13 protein-coding genes and 1 pseudogene are annotated in these 16667 nt (G+C 42.8%); all 14 read left to right on the top strand.

Annotation, left to right across the window (positions count from 1 at the left end; genetic code table 11):
• Positions 1 to 55: 55 nt before the first annotated feature.
• Positions 56 to 718 carry a 3'-5' exonuclease gene (locus NST33_RS12260; RefSeq protein ID WP_221824968.1) on the top strand — a complete coding sequence of 221 codons (663 nt, stop codon included), beginning with the start codon at positions 56 to 58 and terminating at the stop codon, positions 716 to 718.
• A 22-nt stretch (positions 719 to 740) separates the two neighbouring features.
• Positions 741 to 1115 (top strand): hypothetical protein, encoded by a 375-nt coding sequence (locus NST33_RS12265; RefSeq protein WP_221824966.1) that lies wholly within the window; start codon positions 741 to 743, stop codon positions 1113 to 1115.
• A gap of 176 nt (positions 1116 to 1291) precedes the next feature.
• Positions 1292 to 2290 (top strand): ABC transporter substrate-binding protein, encoded by a 999-nt coding sequence (locus NST33_RS12270; RefSeq protein WP_221824964.1) that lies wholly within the window; start codon positions 1292 to 1294, stop codon positions 2288 to 2290.
• Between the two features lie 288 nt (positions 2291 to 2578).
• Complete coding sequence (locus tag NST33_RS12275) at positions 2579 to 4057, top strand: AraC family transcriptional regulator (RefSeq protein ID WP_221824962.1); 1479 nt, start codon at positions 2579 to 2581, stop codon at positions 4055 to 4057.
• 493 nt (positions 4058 to 4550) lie between these two features.
• Positions 4551 to 4880 (top strand): annotated as a pseudogene (locus tag NST33_RS12280) (glyoxalase/bleomycin resistance/extradiol dioxygenase family protein); the annotation flags it as partial.
• A gap of 557 nt (positions 4881 to 5437) precedes the next feature.
• The gene (locus tag NST33_RS12285; RefSeq protein ID WP_221824958.1) at positions 5438 to 6562 is read left to right on the top strand and encodes an arginine deiminase family protein; all 1125 of its coding nucleotides are present in this window, start codon (positions 5438 to 5440) and stop codon (positions 6560 to 6562) included.
• A gap of 26 nt (positions 6563 to 6588) precedes the next feature.
• Positions 6589 to 7284 (top strand): response regulator transcription factor, encoded by a 696-nt coding sequence (locus tag NST33_RS12290; protein ID WP_221824957.1) that lies wholly within the window; start codon positions 6589 to 6591, stop codon positions 7282 to 7284.
• Positions 7271 to 8587, top strand: coding sequence for a HAMP domain-containing sensor histidine kinase (locus NST33_RS12295; RefSeq protein ID WP_221824954.1), 1317 nt, complete (start codon positions 7271 to 7273; stop codon positions 8585 to 8587). Before NST33_RS12290 ends, NST33_RS12295 begins: the two co-directional genes overlap by 14 nt.
• Positions 8588 to 8597: 10 nt before the next feature.
• Positions 8598 to 8777 carry a YolD-like family protein gene (locus NST33_RS12300; RefSeq protein ID WP_221824952.1) on the top strand — a complete coding sequence of 60 codons (180 nt, stop codon included), beginning with the start codon at positions 8598 to 8600 and terminating at the stop codon, positions 8775 to 8777.
• A gap of 375 nt (positions 8778 to 9152) precedes the next feature.
• Positions 9153 to 9470, top strand: a complete 318-nt coding sequence (locus NST33_RS12305) for a hypothetical protein (RefSeq protein WP_221824950.1) — start codon at positions 9153 to 9155, stop codon at positions 9468 to 9470.
• Positions 9471 to 9638: 168 nt separating this feature from the next.
• Positions 9639 to 10733, top strand: coding sequence for a fibronectin type III domain-containing protein (locus tag NST33_RS12310; RefSeq protein WP_221824948.1), 1095 nt, complete (start codon positions 9639 to 9641; stop codon positions 10731 to 10733).
• 260 nt (positions 10734 to 10993) lie between these two features.
• Positions 10994 to 13354 carry a putative PEP-binding protein gene (locus NST33_RS12315; protein ID WP_221824946.1) on the top strand — a complete coding sequence of 787 codons (2361 nt, stop codon included), beginning with the start codon at positions 10994 to 10996 and terminating at the stop codon, positions 13352 to 13354.
• 115 nt (positions 13355 to 13469) lie between these two features.
• Positions 13470 to 15407: an LTA synthase family protein gene (locus tag NST33_RS12320; protein ID WP_221824945.1), complete on the top strand. Its 1938-nt coding sequence runs from the start codon at positions 13470 to 13472 to the stop codon at positions 15405 to 15407.
• A 235-nt stretch (positions 15408 to 15642) separates the two neighbouring features.
• Positions 15643 to 16650, top strand: coding sequence for an LLM class flavin-dependent oxidoreductase (locus NST33_RS12325; protein WP_221824944.1), 1008 nt, complete (start codon positions 15643 to 15645; stop codon positions 16648 to 16650).
• Positions 16651 to 16667 lie beyond the last annotated feature (17 nt).

Consider the following 16667-nt stretch of genomic DNA (forward strand, 5'->3'; position numbering starts at 1 on the left):
TATATATGAGGAATGCATTAGCCAGAATGATAGTGGGGAGGAGTGACTTGGACGGATGAAAATTACGCTGTTGCCTGATACATACTTTATTGAAAATCTAATCGTATCTTCATTACAGGATAGAATGTACTGCATATTTGATCTCGAAGGGACGGGCATTAATCCCGTGGTGGAGAGTGTGACTCAATTTGGTGGGATGCACTACCAAAGAGGTCAACGGTGTAACACAACATTTTCTTCACTTGCACGTGCAAACAAACCTATACCAGAAGCTGTGGCAAAATTAACAGGCATTTCGAATGAGGATATGATAGAGGCTCCATCGTTCGTAGAAACATTTCAGGAATTTCTGAAATTTATTGGGGATAATGTGCTTGTAACACAAGCAGGATATGAGTATGACCTACCCATCTTGAAGCGGCATTGTGATGAGTATGGGCTTCCGATGTTGACTAACCCGGTACTCGATACAAAAGCGATGTTCACCTACATTCATCCTGAGATTAATGAGGTCGTCTCTACGGATTTTTTGATTCGGTATTACGATCTGAATACGGATGGAATACACAGGCACAATGCTTTGGCAGATTGTGGTGTGATTGCTCGTATCTTTGAAAGTATCCTTAGCGAATACGAGGAACTTCAATTGGATCATTTTACAGCTGATTCTAATCGAATGATGAAGCGGTTTGTTATACCTGAGATGTATCTGACATGATGATGAACTGGAGGGGAGATCAATGAGCAAAGCAGACGTGGAGAAGCTACTGGGGGATCTTAACGAGGGGCGGATTCTGACCCAGCAGACATTCGAAGGATTGGATGTGGAAATTTACCTGGATAAAAGGGATGCCTCTGCATTTGCTGACGAGTGGATGCAAGCTTTTGAACGATGGGCTCAAGATACCGCGGTGGCTGAAGAAGAGGTGCTTCGCGCATGCAGGGAACAGGCGTTCAAACAGACCTTGGCTCTCACCGGCGAACCTGAGTTAGCGGGGTATGTAAGTGATGATATGGGTTTAATTGGTGCTGCATTGTTACAGAGTACGGCGAACGATTCCTTTGTGGAGAAGCTGTTGGAAAGTTATCGTCAAGGCAGGTTGCCCCTGCGATAAGCGGGGGAGGACCACAGGGTTGTTTCGTTTGTATAAAAAAACAGCATCAAATGTACATTGTGGGTCGACTGAGGCATAAGGTACAATTCACCTAAGCAATCGATGAGAATGATAATCATTATATGTGAAATATTCTCACGGTTACATCAACAGATCACATAGGGGTGAAGGGTAACATGGTAGGTTTAGTTAAAGGTTTCAAAGGGTGGATGATTACATTACTGCTCATGGGTCTGGTTATTTCAGGATGTAGTACAAATACCGCTACGGATGCGGAACAGACTCCTGCAACTGAAAGTGCAGCCTCTGGAGAAAATACTACTGAAACCGAAACAGAGCCTACTACACGGGTTGTACAGGATGAATTTGGAGATGTGACAATTCCGGTTCAGCCACAGCGGATTGCTGGAATATATGTGGAAGATTATCTGAAGGCGCTCGATATTAACCCTGTAGTGCAGTGGTATAATCCGATGTGGGGTGTACAGGATTATTTAGGACTGGATGTTCCTCAATTTGATACCACAGGGAGCATTGAAGCTTTGTTGGAATATGATCCGGATCTCATCATTGTAGATGGTGGGGTAGATATGGAGAAATATGAGATGTACTCCAAGGTGGCACCGACGTATCGTCTGCCTGAGAGCGTACTGCAGGATTCGAACCAAATTTTGAAAACCATTGCCGATGTTGTAGGTAAACCGGACAAGGGTGAAGAAGTTGCTGCGGCATTTGAGGCTAAGATTGCAGATGCTAAGGCGAAGCTGCAGGAAGCGGTTGGAGACGAGACGGTCGCAGTTGTCCGGCTGAATGTTAACGATGACACACTGGCTTTGTTCGGTGTGAAGAATCGATTTACCGGATTTATTTATTCCGAGCTTGGTCTAACACCTCATCCTCTGGTTAGCAAGATGGAAGAATACCAGGAAATTCTGTCTGAGGAGGCCGTGCCGCAACTTGATGCAGATCATCTTATTGTTTTCCCTTCCAATGGTGAATGGTCTTCTCCTGAGAACAAGGAAGCCTTGAAGGTACTTGACAGCAAATTGTGGAAATCTCTTCCGGCCGTTAAGAACAATCAGGTATATATAATGGAAAGATCACATTGGCAATCAGGTGCGATTACAGCGAATTCCATGAAAATTGATGATCTCTTGGAAAAAATGACTCCATAAGTATAATCTCATAAAGAAAGTTCTTCAGCCAGGGTTGAAGAGCTTTCTTTTTTCGTATACACTATTTTAAATGATAATAATTCTCAGTTAAGGACGATGAACATGTGCCACACCATAATACAACTTATCCCCAAGCCCTGGCTATGCTCACTTCAGCATATGGAATACGTAGATCACCATAAGTCTCATATTGATAAACGTTTGTTATACAGAATGTCGTCTTCACACGCCATATTTGTTGTAACGTCTGGGAAGGGGTCAATAGTTTGCTCAGATCGGGAATCTCATTTGGAAAAAGGAATGATTATGTTTGTTCCGGCTGGAACATCCGTTAAAATAGAAGGTTCGCCTTGGACAGAAAGTGAATTGCAGTATTATAAGCTTGATCTGATGGTGGGTGAGTTAAGCGAAGAGACTTCGAACGCTTTGTCTAGAAGAAACACGGAGGAGCGGCAGGAACTTTCACAAAGTCCAGTTTCTCCAACATTATTACCTCTTATGCAACTCAGTTACATCCCGTGGAGTACCTGTCTGGAAGCCTTGGAACAAATACTGCGTCAACAGGTCACTGGCGATTGGCTGGATCAATGGGAGGTACAGCTTCGTTTCCAGGAGTGGTTCCGTGCCTTGCTTCGCCAGAGTGCCCCCGAAACAGAAGTACCCGATGACCGTGCCCGTCTTCAAAGTTCAATTCGTTATATTGGCGACCACTATGATCAGACGATAACTGTGGATGAGCTCGCAGCAGATATTGGTCTAACAAGAGCCAGCTACACTCGGCAATTCAAAAAAATTACGGGTAAGCTCCCGCTTGAATATGTAAATGCGGTTCGGCTGGAGCGCTCGAAGCAACTATTGCAGCTCACGGATGATCGCATCCATGAAATTGCACAGAATGTGGGATTTAGCAGCGAGTATTATTTTGGTCGTCGGTTCAAGCAATATGCTGGTATTTCACCTGGGTTATACCGCCGTCATCACCGTCAAGAGGTTCGTGTCTTTGCTCCGTATCTGGAGGACTTTGTGTTGGCTCTTGGCGTAAAACCTGTACTGCAATGCTCCCATCATTCTTGGGGGAGACAGCAATATTTGGGGTTGGATGATGTACCCGAATTTGATGTAAGCCAGCAGGATGCTCAATTTAATGTGGGCAACATACCTGACTTTATCATGCTGGACAAGGGATTTGATCGATGGAATCTGGACCGCTTTGAGCAGGTAGCACCTACATTTTACGTAGAACATCTGGGAGAAGATTGGCGCTCCATTCTGAGATCGACAGCTGATGTGTTGGGGAAGGTGAATCGGGTTCAAGATGTAATTGGTGCGTATGAGGACAAGGCAATGGAAGGTAAGAGTCGGTTATCACGTTATATGCGTGGCCAGACTGTAGCTTTTTTACGCATATCCGCTTCGGATATTACTCTCTATGGGGATCAGCAGGGCTACGTCGGACCTGTAATTTATCAGGATCTTGGACTGACTCCACACTCCCGTGTGCAGCAATGGACAAGACACGAGCGGAGGATTTTCATTGGATTGGATCAGTTAAGTCAGCTTCATGCGGATCACTTGTTGATTACATTTGACACTGGAAACTCGGCCAAACCTGGAGATGAGCGCGAACTGCTCGAAAGGGATGAATGGAAATGTCTGCCTGCGGTGAAGAGTGGCAATGTGTATGAGGTGGATTTTATGAGCTGGATGAACTACGGTGTGATCTCTCATGGGAAGAAAATCGACGATATACTGCGGTATATGGGTTAAATGATGCAATATCTGAGAGATGTGTTAATTTGTAGTAGCGATGGCTGTCATTAGCGTTCCGTCAGTATGTTCACTGAAACCACCAGTTCCTATAAGCATAACTTCCTGTATTTCCTCATTGGAGTTTAATACATCAACCATACTTAAGTCATCATTGAAAGTATATTGGAAAGTTCTTATATCGCTCTCTTGTGACTTAGTTAAATCTAGTCTGGTTATACCTAAACCATTTAACCGCTCTTATCCGTAGGGCTCATAGTTAAATTCTTGATCCAGAAGAGAAGGAAGCAATCGATATTCGGTTTATTAAAGGGTATACCCGAAAGGAAACCATTCTCTTTATGAGAAGGGTGTGGCAGCCAGTACCGTGGAGGCTGCAATAGCGGCATATGACTGGTGTGTTCCTCATCTCGTCTTTTCCAATTCTCAGCAAAAGCAAAACAGCTGATGGGCCAACCGGGAGGCAGTCGAGCAAAGGGGAACTCCTGATAGAGTTTCTGGCTATGCTCCTTATCCTGACTATCCGCTTCCTGAAGAAGCCAAAAATTTAGTTATGCTCTTAAGACTTAATATTGATGGAAGCAATGTAATGTTCTCTGATGTTTATCAAGGTTCGCCATTTATTGCTGGAAATAATATAAGCCTTTCCTTAGTTAATGCTGACATGGATGGAATTAAAGCTGCATTCGATAAACTTAAAGTAGGCTGCACTGTAGTCATGGAGCTTCAAGAAACCTTTTGGTCCAAATTATACGGTGGCTTAACAGATAAATTCGGGATTACTTGGCAGTTTAGTTACGATGATGGTTCCACGAACATGTAATTTTAAATATACACGGAACAAATATTAAAGGATATAGAACTTTTCTTAGTTAAGAAAAGAGTCTATATCCTTTTTGATTGTTGAAACAGACATATATATTTAAGCTTCAACTTAGCTCAATTGAAATTAATTCATACAGAGCGTTCACATTACATCCAATTGTGTCGGCGATAGATATTGCGATTTTAAGAGGCATGATTCGCTTCTTATCTATAAATTATGTAATGCGCTCGGGCTTATAAAATAAGAGCTGTGCAAGTTCATCTATGTTCATGCCACGACTGAAGAAGATTGAAGGAGAGGGATAATTGTGGCACTAAAGATGCACTAAAGATTAGAATCCGAAAGCATCGGTAAAAGAGGACGCTATTGGCATAACACCCACAGTATCTTTTTTGTTTGTTAATATTAGTAAGAAAGTTATAAGTTCCATTAGAAACAATATATCCGAATCTCATCTGCTTAAATTAAAATAGTATGCCTTCATAAACTGTTAAGAATTGCTCTCTATAATTCAAACTGTAAGCATTAAAACAAATTATTAGGAGGGCATTAATATGAAAAAAAAGAGATTGAAGTGGGTTGGATCAACAGCATTATCACTTGTACTGGTAACTAGCATATTACCAGTGGCAGGGGCGACTGGTGTGTCTAAAGTTAATAGAGTTACGGAAGTGAATGGAACTGTGACTACAAAAAGTGAGAAAAACAATGTATATGTAGAGAGTGAATTCGCTACGCTAAAAAGAGTTGTATTGACACAATCTGAAGCTTTTATGCACTTCAATTTTGATGATTTTCCAGAAGGAGACATGCCTATGCCTGAAGGAGGCATGTCTATAATGAATACGGATCCGGCAGAGGCACAGAAAAAGTGGGAGAAAGAGCGTGAAGACCTTAAAAAGGTTCTTGAAAAATACGGTGTTGAGGTTCAACGTCCACGCCTTTTAAATGAAAAAGAAAAACAACTAGGGGCTGTGAAAGATGGCATTACAGGTGGAGAAGGAGTAACTAATTTCTTTGTGAGAGATCCATTCTTCACAATCGGAAATCATCTAATTGAAGGTTCATTTAAATCGGCTTACCGGAGACTTGAGGTTTTACCTGTTAGAAGTATTCTGGATAAGGAAGCAGCCCAAAATAACGTTCCGCATGTAGCTGTCCCACAACCAGACGTTTCTAAAGGAATCAACTCTGCTGCCGGTCCTTACCTTGAAGGTGGAGATATCCTCGTGTATGGAAAGACTGTATTCGTCGGTAATTCTGGTCTAGCTTCAAACAAAGCCGGTATTGATTGGCTCAGAAACTATTTGACACCATCAGGGTATAAGGTGGTTGAGGTGAAGCTAGAGCCTGGCACATTGCACCTGGATTGTGCTATCAGTTTTGTAAGAGATGGATTAATGATTGTTAGCATGGATTCGTTAGCCAATGGGCTCCCAGAAGAACTTAAAAATTGGGACAAAATCGAAGTGAGTTACAAGGATGCTCAAGATTTGGCGGTAAATGGATTGCCAATCAGTAGCAAAGTATATGTTACGGACATTGCATTCAAAAATACAATTGGAAAAGAGCTAGAGAAAAGAGGAATCAAAGTAGAATATGTTGATTACGAAATTTCTCGTTCTTTCGGCGGAGCTTTCCGTTGCAGTACACAGCCATTGCTTCGCACGGATAGTTAAAAGTTAAATCAAGTATGAGGTGAACTATGACAAGCCGGATTTTAGTAGTTGAAGATGATCAGGAGATTCGTGATCTATTACGTATGTCTCTTGTCCGTGAAGGTTATGAAGTAACAACGGCTAAAGATGGAGAACAGGGAATTGAATTAGTAAATGAGTCATTGGATTTGGTGATTCTGGATATTATGATGCCTGGAATAAACGGACTGGAGGCTTGTATACGAATCAGAGAACGATACAATGTTCCTATTCTTTTTCTAACTGCTAAATCCGGAACTTTGGACAAAACGGAAGGTTTGCTTGCTGGTGGAGATGATTACTTAACTAAACCTTTTTCTGAACAGGAGCTTCTGGCAAGAGTTATTGCTTTGTTGCGTAGGTATACGATTTATCAAGATAAAAAGGATTATGGCGAAACATTTCTTATCGGAGGACGTTTAAAAGTAAGTGAACAATTTAACGATGTATGGAAAGGCAGTCAGAAGATTGAGCTTTCCGATCTGGAGTACGGTCTACTAAAACTGTTGATGACCAGAAGAAATAAAATTTTCTCTGCCCAAAATATTTATGAGAGTATTTGGAAGGAACCTTATTTCTACAGTTCAAATAATACGGTAGTAGTACACATCCGAAAATTACGATTGAAAATCGAAGAAGATCCAGCAAAACCAGCGTATATCTTAACAGAATGGGGAAGAGGTTACCGTTTTGGCCACTCATAAACTTACTATATCTAAAAAGTTGACAATTTTAATAATTATTGCTCTCACCATAAGTGTTCTTTGTTTTTTACTTTTGCAGTCCATAAGCAATCGGGTTATGGATCATTATTTTACTTCTGATGAGCGTTTAAAGTCCGAATCTCAAGTTTACGTCCAAAAATTTTCAGAATATGTTTCAGCAAACGATCTGTCAACGACAGATCGTATTGCGTTTTCAGACTGGATTAAAAGTCAGAAGAGTAATTTATTTTTATACGTATTTCAGAACCAGGTGCTTCAATATGATTCCTTGTACCATGCTGATGACGAAGGAGCATATGGAAGTCAGCCTGAAACTGATTATGATCGACGGAACTCTTACACAGTACAATTTAAGGATGGGACAGGTAACGTTTCAATCTATGGATTTTATTTTTCCCACTACTATAATATGGCCTACATGCTTGAAATATTGCTGTCCGCAATGTTATTTATAACCATTGTTTTATTTGGAATACGTAGAGGAATCAAATATTTACGCACAATTAATAATGAAATTCATATCCTTGAAGGCGGCTCATTAGACTATTCTATAACGGTACGAGGGTATGATGAATTGGCGATGATTGCGGAAAGTATAGAGGAACTACGTAAAGCATTTTTAGGCAGGTTAGAAAGGATAGACAATTTGCAAAATGAGAGTAGAAATCTTGCAACCGAAATGTCTCATGATATGCGTACGCCACTGACATCTCTCATCATGTATTTAGAGTTTGCCCGTAATACACCAGAAGATTTATGTGTAGAAACAAGGTATCAAATCGAGAGTGCGTATCAAAAGGCTCTCCAACTTAAGAATCGTACAGACGATTTGTTTTCATATTTTTTATTAGATAAAGAGAGGGAGGCAGATTTAGTAACCCTTTCCGTTCGGGAATCAATTCATGATGTATTGTCAGATATTACAACTGTACTCAGAGCGGAAGGATTTCAGGTGCTTGTAAATGGTTCCCCTACGGATGTCATGATTACTGTAGATATGGAAAATATTGGACGTGTATTTGATAATTTTCTGTCAAACATACTGAAATATGCAGATCGAGAGCAGGATATTAATTTATTTACTTATATAGAAGATAATCATTTTGTGATTTGTGTAGAAAACAAATTAAAAATAAATAATGAATCTGTAGAAAGTTATAAATTGGGTGAAAAAATCATAGAAAAAGTTATGCATCGGATGCTAGGACAATTCTCTTCATCTGAAGATCAAGAGAATTACAAAATTATCTTGAAATTTAAAATAAGTCGAGCTTTTAAATAGCTGACTAAAATTGCATGTAACGTGTTTTCGTAGATCTATCACGTTGACTGTATTCAATTCGTTCGACGATGAAGAGATAAAGGGAGTCATCACATCAATTGACAAACCAAGCAAGAGAGTCAAAATTGAACGCGGCGAAGAAGATTACAGTTGGATTAAATTAGAGGAAATTATTACAGCCGGGAACTAAAAAAGTACTCTAGCCTTTAAGGCTAGAGTAACACAACTACAAAAATTACGAAAAAATAACAATCTCTGCGAATGCTGGTGAATTCATACGACTTTAAAGTATGATGAACCCGCTAAATAACAGTGAAAATCAGCCTAAACGATTCAAGGAAAATGCATGAGAATATAGATAGAACATGTCGTGGATGAACCATGATGTGATTTCTTATGGGAAGAAGATTGAGGATGTACTGAGATTTATGGCGTGTGGGGTGGGAGTTAAAACTACAAACTAGCTGGTTTCAATATTAAATTAAACTCGAAGAAATTAAAAAATATTCTACTAATCTGATTTACTGTATAATATAGGAAAAATGAACTGGAGAATAGACATCCTATGAAGAAAAAAATCTGGGCCTCACTTATAGTAGTAGCTGTTATTGGAATGGCCCCTGTTACAGCAATATCAACGACTGCGGTCGCCGAATCGCATGAAATTTTGGGTGAAGATCTTCCTGAAAGCTTACGATATGATTCTAACCATCCAGATATAATTTATGTGAAGGATTGTGGGGTCTTCGAGAAAGTTGATTCGAGTTTAGTAGATTACGGCGAAGAAGAAGTTGTGTTCGATGATTTACAAAAGGTAACAGATAAAACGAATGTAATTGTTGCTTATGATGCAACTTACGTTAAAAAAGGCGAATGGGAATAGGAAATTCATAAATTTACAATTTAGGAGCGCTAGGAAGATTTATATCCAATAATAAAATAAAATTTCGAGAATTTAGCTGAATTTTATAGATGAGCAAGTTTATGTTTAGACACATGAACCTATGTACACTAAAGTGAGTTTGTACATAAACACTTTAGGAGGATTCATGTGAAAACAACATTGTTTAAGAAAGTCGGATTATTGATTGGAGCATTAATTTTTGCTATCAGTTTCGCACCTAATTCAGGGGTACATGCTGCGGTAGATTATAGCGGAGGGCTCATGGATAAGATGTTAATGACACTCAGCGATACTGAAAGCAAGGGAAGTAAATCTACATATGCATTAACAGATAATAATGAAGCTACAAGCGCGATTATAGAAAAATGGAACACTCCATCTACAGCGGTTGATCATGCAGTTGGAATCTTTAATGGAACAGTTACAGCGAATGCTATCCGTGTAAAAGCAGATTTTGATGTTTCAATTGGATTATTCGATTCCACTGGAAAGGCAATTTTACCGACGTATTGGTACACAGTAAAAGCAAATCAGGCTGATGGAAGATTAATTTATCTTCCTACAACGTACAAAGGAATAGCAAAAGTTAACTTGTTTAATTATTCCAATACACGGACAGTCAGTGTATCCGAGTTTCAGCTGTATAATATGACACCTCCAGCTAATCCATTAGATCTCGCAGCATCTGCAGATGAATCATCCATTGGATTGACCTGGAATGAAGTAACGACAGCAACCAGTTACACGATTAAAAGATCCACTACGGCAAATGGGCCATATACAACATTGGCAACTGGAGTAACTAAGGCCAATTATACAGATTTAGATGTAACTCCAGGTACCACCTATTATTACGTAGTGACGGGTGTTAATCCTGTTGGAGAAAGTATTGACTCAAATGAAGCCTCGGCAATTATTGAGAGCAACGGTCAGGTTGATCCTGAACCAGAGCAACCAACCACACCAGAACCAGAAGAACCTGCAACTCCGGAACAACCAGAGGAACCATCCACTAACCGTGCCATTTTTGTCGTTACCATGACAACGGGCTTGGAGAAGGAATTCGACCTAAGCATGAAAGAAGTAAATGATTTCATCAACTGGTATGAAGCCAAGCAAGCTGGAAGTGGCAAGGCATCGTATGCGATAGATAAACACGACAACAACAAAGGGCCTTTTAAGAGTCGGAAGGATTATATCCTGTTTGATCGGGTGCTCACGTTTGAGGTAAGTGAATACTAAAAATGTGAAGTTCCTCCAGCTTAGCTGAAGGGGCTTCTTTGTTGTTTATTTTGATAAATGAGCCAATACAATTACCAAAAAGGCTAGTTTGATCTTATTTTAGTGTAGCGTTTACAAAAAAACTGGATAACGAGCACAAAATGCAAAAGCGAATGTCCTTGACTGAACGATTGCGACATACCATTAGAATGAAGGCTGATCTGTAACGCAGGGTTTGAAGTCTTCAAGCATAGCCATGAACGGCGGATGGGAGAACTGTAATGACAAAACGGGTAATTCTGTTGGAAGAAGGTACGGCAGAGATGAAAGGGCTAATGGGCAGTAAAGGGGCTGATCTTGCAGAGCTAATCCATGCAGGGTATTCTGTGCCGGCCGGATTTGTAGTCACTACGGAATGCTGTCGCGAGTTCTGTACCCGTCTTGGACATCTTTCCAATGAAGGAGAGAAAGAGATTATTAACGCGATCCGGCATCTGGAACAGCAAACCGGGAAGTTCTTCGGACACTCGGAGAACCCGCTACTACTCGCGGTACGTAAGGACCAGGATCGAGCCTCAGCAACTGCGACACTGCTCAATGTTGGTCTGAATGATGTTACTGTGGAAGGACTCGCACGTCAAACCGGTGATCGGTTGTATGCACTCCAATGTTATCTAGATTACTTAAAGGAATATGGACAGCTGGTATATGCAATTCCGTCTGAATCTTTCACAGAAATATCGAGTCACGTCAAGGGTCGGGATGAAACGGAACTTGAATTAAGCATTACCAAATTTAAATATTTAATTGAAGGGGAGGGGCGTAACCCTTTTCCTCAAGATGTTCAAATTCAATTCAAAGAAGCAGTACGTGCGGTATATCATTCACAGCGTATTATAGCATCCAGATCTCAGGACGAGATCGTGCGTAAACCATATTACATCTCTTCGGAGCAAAGCGCTCCTGTTCTTATACAGACGATGATGCATGGAACATGCGGAGAATCAAGCGGGACCGGAACAATATATACACGTAACCCACTGACAGGAGAGAGGGGAATTACTGGACAATACGTCATAACCGGGACCTACCATCAAACGGATCAAGGTCTAGAGCGGTTAAGAGATGACGAACCTGAGCTGTACACAAGTTTGCTGGAGATTGGAGACCAGTTGGAGACGCGTAATGGAGAAGTGCAGGAAATCACCTTTGTGATTGAATCCGGCGCGTTGTATGTTGTGCAGACCCAGCCCGCACGATTATCCTCCACAGCCACACTAAGGAGTACTGTATATTTTGTGCATGAAGGACTCATCACCAAAGAGGATGCACTGTTACGCATAGAGCCTGGGCATATCACGGAAGTGTTGGAGCAATACTACACAGATTCTAACAGCGAAGCGAGCAATGGACATCTGCCCATACAGATCCAGCCATTAGCTAATGATGAATGTCCAGCTTATAACAACTCAGGTCCACCTTTATCAGCAGATCTGCAACTACTGCTCGATTGGGCTGATGAAGTGAAAGAGCTGAAGGTACTGGCCAATGCTGATCGACCACAGGATGCCCTGAAAGCACGGCTACTGGGGGCAGAGGGGCTAGGTCTGTGCAGGACAGAGAACATGCTGTTATCACCTGCGCGGTTCCCATTTGTACAAAAAATGATCCTGGCAGACAGTGAATCCGAACGCAGGCGTGGTTTGGAGCGTCTGTTGCCGATGCAGCAGTCTGATTTTGAACAGATATTCGAAGCGATGGATGGATGCCCGGTAACGATACGTTTGCTCGATTTGCCGTTACATGAACTACTACCGGATCTGGGAGTGTTGGAGAAACGACGTGAGTGGTTACAAGCAGAGGAGTGGCAGGAGCAAAAAGACCATCAGATTGAACTGGAGGAGCTGGAGCGCGTAATTCGCAGAGTCTGTGAATTGCATGAACATAATCCGACATTGGGGCAACAGGCTTGTCGGCTGAGTACAGTGTTCCCGGAAATCGTTGATATGCAGCTGGAAGCGATATTCCGCGCAGCGGTGAAAGGCATCCGGCAAGGCTGGTGGGTACGTCCCGAGATTATGATCCCGCAGATCGGTCATGTGCATGAACTTCAGGTTATGAGAGATCTGGTGGATCATGTGGCTGACCAAGTACTTGGTGAGGAGAAGCGGCATTGTCTCTATAGAGTGGGAGCGATGATCGAAGCTCCGAGAGCAGCGCTAACGGCGACTCACATTGCTCGCCAGGCAGACTTTTTCACGTTTGGCGCGGATGAGCTGACAGAGATGACATTTGGATATAGTCGCCAAGAAGCCGAGAAGCGATTCCTTCAACGTGATACGGACTCTCGTACGGTAACGAATAATCCATTCCATGTGCTGGACATCGAGGGAGTTGGACAACTGGTGGAGATGGCTGTAGTCCAAGGTCGAATTCGAAAACCTCATCTGAAGACAGGGATCTGTGGAAAAAATATTGTAGATCTGGTGTCGATTACGTTCTGCCACCGCATTGGTCTGGATTACGTAAGCTGTTTGCCTGAACAGATCCCTTATGCACGAATTGCTGCTGCACAAGCAGCCATTAAGGGACAGAGAGAGGGAGCGGACACGCAGAACACGGATATATCTACAATTGCGTAACGCTCACCCTGTCTTACACGGAACTTCCATGGAATAGCAACCAGAAAACTGTTATACTGAAATATGCGTTTTGTAAAATGAACGTAAAATTTCAGGGTAAGGGTTGAAGGCGACCATGTATAATTCCAAAAATGAACGAACTCCATCACGGACCTTATTCGCCGTGTTATTCATTCTTATGCTGTTGAAGCTGTCACTGCTGCGGTATTTCTTTTTCCAGGGTCTGTCCGGCATCGGTCTGTTAACTGACGCATTAGGCGCACTAACTGTGGTATGCCTGCTGGATCTGATCGTGCCCAAAGGCTGGAAGCGAGCAGTATACGGAGGATTCAATGTTCTGTTTTCTCTGGTGCTGTTCGCGGCTACGCTGTATAACGTTCATTTCAGTTCGGTACCCACCTATACTGTGCTTAGTGAACTGGGGCAAGTTGCTCAAGTGCGGGGAAGTATAGGGCCTCTTGTACGACCAACGCACTTTTTGTTTTTCGTAGACATTATCCTGGCGTTGCCAATATGGCTAATTATGCGAAGACGTTCAGCCGGGCGTAACCGCAACAGTTATCACGATAGCGGGTTGACGTTTGGCAGAATCCGGAGACGTTACTGGGGCAAGCTCGGCGTCGCGCTTACCGCCGCATTCTGCATCGTGCTGTCTGGCAGTTTTATTGTCAAAGGTGAAACAATTGATAATGAGCTGGTTCGGGCCGAGAATCTCGGTTTCCTGAACTATCAGGTATCGTCTGCCATTCTAACGAGCAAAGAGAATGAGGCCATTGCGAATGGTAACATTAACGAAACAATTGCCAAGATCAATGAGCTGGTTAGCCAGTATCCGTATCAGAATAAGTCAAGTGATGGTACAGCCGTGAAAGCCAAATATTTTGGTCAGGCCAAAGGTAGTAACCTGATTGTACTGCAACTGGAGTCCTTTCAGAATTTCCCGATTAATGCTTCATTAGACGGTCAGGAGTTAACACCGGTACTGAATGATCTGGCCAAAGAAAGCTATTATTTCTCTCATTTCTTCCAACAGATCGGACAGGGAAACACATCAGACGCGGAGTTCATGTCGAACACGTCTATCTATCCAACTGGCGTTGTTCCCATGTCAGCCGGGTATAGCGATCGTGATCTTCCCAGTCTACCCAAGGTACTGGCGGAAAAGGGATATGAGTCAGAGACGTTCCATGGGAATGACGTTACCTTCTGGAACCGGAACAAAATGTATCCGGCACTCGGATTCACTCGTTACTTCGACAAGCCCAGCTTCGAGAACGACAGATTCAATGACTTTGGACCATCGGATGAAGAGTTATATCGTGTAGGTGTGGAAAAAATGACTGCGCATCAGGCTGCGAATCAGCCGTTCTATGCTCAGTTCATTACGGCTTCAAGTCACTCGCCGTTTACGGTTCCAGCTGATCGTGCACGGATCACGATTCCTGCGACCATCACGAATAAACTGCTTCACGATTATCTGCAAGCGATCAACTATACGGACTACGCGGTCGGTCAGCTCATTGATGAGTTGAAAGCGAACGGATTATGGGATAACACAACGTTAGTGCTCTACGGGGACCACTTTGGTCTGCCTGCTGACGAAGAGATTACACAGCAAATCCAGGCGAATCTTGGCGTCCCTTATGACGGTAAAGTAAGTCGATTCAACATTCCGTTAATGATTCATACGCCGAAACAGACCAAAGGACAAGTGATTGAGCAGCCAGGCGGTCAGTTGGATATGTTGCCAACGATCATGAACCTGATGGGTGTCTCCCTTCAAGATGAGAAGTTTACTGCCTTCGGACATGATCTGCTCAACATGGACCACAATGCCTTCGGTATCCGGTATTACTTGCCGACGGGTTCATTTGTCAACGATGACATTATGTTTATCCCGGGTGCGGGCTTTGACGATGGAACAGCCTATTCGCTGAAGACTTACGAGACGGTAACGGATTTGGAACCGTATCGTTCCGATTATGAACATGTGCTCAGCTTGATGAAACTGTCTGACGAGTATGTGAAGTTGTTACCAAAACGTGCACCATAAATCAAAATTTCTGCAACAGGTCAGATCAAAAACGTCACCAGTTCAAAAGCTGGTGACGTTTTTTTGCATGTTTCTTGCACAAGTGTGGTAATAAAGAGAATAACTAAAGTTTGAAACTGTAATAATTAATGTTACAATGGAATGAGCAAGAATGAAGTGAGCAAAAGCGCGTAATATTCGCAGATCTCATATTCAAAGTACTTATGAACCTAACAGACGAGAGGATTGAATATATATGAAACTGAGTGTACTTGAACATGGACATATCAACGAAGGTCGAAATGTACAGGATACGTTGCAGGAAACGGTCAAACTCGCACAACATGCGGATCAATTGGGGTACTCCCGTTTCTGGATGTCGGAGCATCACGGTAGTGGTGCGCTGTCTTTCTCCAGTCCTGAAGTTATGATTGCACATGTGGCTGCCCATACGGATCGAATTCGCGTAGGTTCCGGTGGCGTTATGCTACCTCATTATAGTGCTTATAAGGTTGCAGAGAATTTCCGTCTGCTGGAAGCTTTGCATCCGGGGCGGATAGACCTTGGGATTGGCAGAGCACCAGGCGGCATGCCGATTGCCAGCAGAGCGCTGAATGAGGGGAAATCTTCGAATGTACACTTTTTCCCCCAACAGATTGCGGATCTCGGCGGATACTTTCATGAAGAATTGCCTGAGGATCATCGGTTCGCATCCCTTGTGGCGGGACCATCAGTTCCCACGGTACCAGAAGTGTGGTTGCTGGGTTCCAGCTCTGAAGGTGCAAGAATTGCTGCAGCGCAAGGGACGTCGTATGCGTTTGCCCAATTCTTCGGAACACCAGGCGGCGAAGAAGCGATGAAACATTACCGCAGACATTTCAAGCCGTCCATCCTGAATGACAAACCACATTCAATGATTGCTGTCTCGGCATTCTGCGCGGAGACAGAGGAGGAAGCCGCTGAAATTGCACGCAGCAATGAACTTTTCTTCTTACGCCTTGGACGAGGTCTTGAACAAAGTTCATTCCCATCTCTGGAGACGGTGAACAACTATCCATTCACAGCGATGGAGATGGAACAGATCCACCAGCGCCGTTCTTTTTCCATCGTGGGTACACCGGATCAGGTGAAAGACAAAATTACCGCAATGGCAGAACGCCATGAAGCAGATGAAGTCATTATTGCATCAGCAGTCCATTCGTTTGAAGCACGTCTGCGCTCATTCGGCTTGATTGCAGAAGCCTTTGGACTCAAGCAGGACTAATGGTGAGCAAGCGGGAA

The organism is Paenibacillus sp. FSL L8-0435 (assembly GCF_037965655.1).
Lineage (GTDB): Bacteria > Bacillota > Bacilli > Paenibacillales > Paenibacillaceae > Paenibacillus.

Excerpts from the sequence above, each read along its gene's own strand:
- NST33_RS12260 (WP_221824968.1), top strand. The coding sequence starts at position 56 with ATGAAAATTACGCTGTTGCCTGATACATACTTTATTGAAAATCTAATC.
- NST33_RS12265 (WP_221824966.1), top strand. The coding sequence starts at position 741 with ATGAGCAAAGCAGACGTGGAGAAGCTACTGGGGGATCTTAACGAGGGG.
- NST33_RS12270 (WP_221824964.1), top strand. The coding sequence starts at position 1,292 with ATGGTAGGTTTAGTTAAAGGTTTCAAAGGGTGGATGATTACATTACTG.
- NST33_RS12285 (WP_221824958.1), top strand. The coding sequence starts at position 5,438 with ATGAAAAAAAAGAGATTGAAGTGGGTTGGATCAACAGCATTATCACTT.
- NST33_RS12290 (WP_221824957.1), top strand. The coding sequence starts at position 6,589 with ATGACAAGCCGGATTTTAGTAGTTGAAGATGATCAGGAGATTCGTGAT.
- NST33_RS12305 (WP_221824950.1), top strand. The coding sequence starts at position 9,153 with ATGAAGAAAAAAATCTGGGCCTCACTTATAGTAGTAGCTGTTATTGGA.
- NST33_RS12315 (WP_221824946.1), top strand. The coding sequence starts at position 10,994 with ATGACAAAACGGGTAATTCTGTTGGAAGAAGGTACGGCAGAGATGAAA.
- NST33_RS12320 (WP_221824945.1), top strand. The coding sequence starts at position 13,470 with ATGTATAATTCCAAAAATGAACGAACTCCATCACGGACCTTATTCGCC.
- NST33_RS12325 (WP_221824944.1), top strand. The coding sequence starts at position 15,643 with ATGAAACTGAGTGTACTTGAACATGGACATATCAACGAAGGTCGAAAT.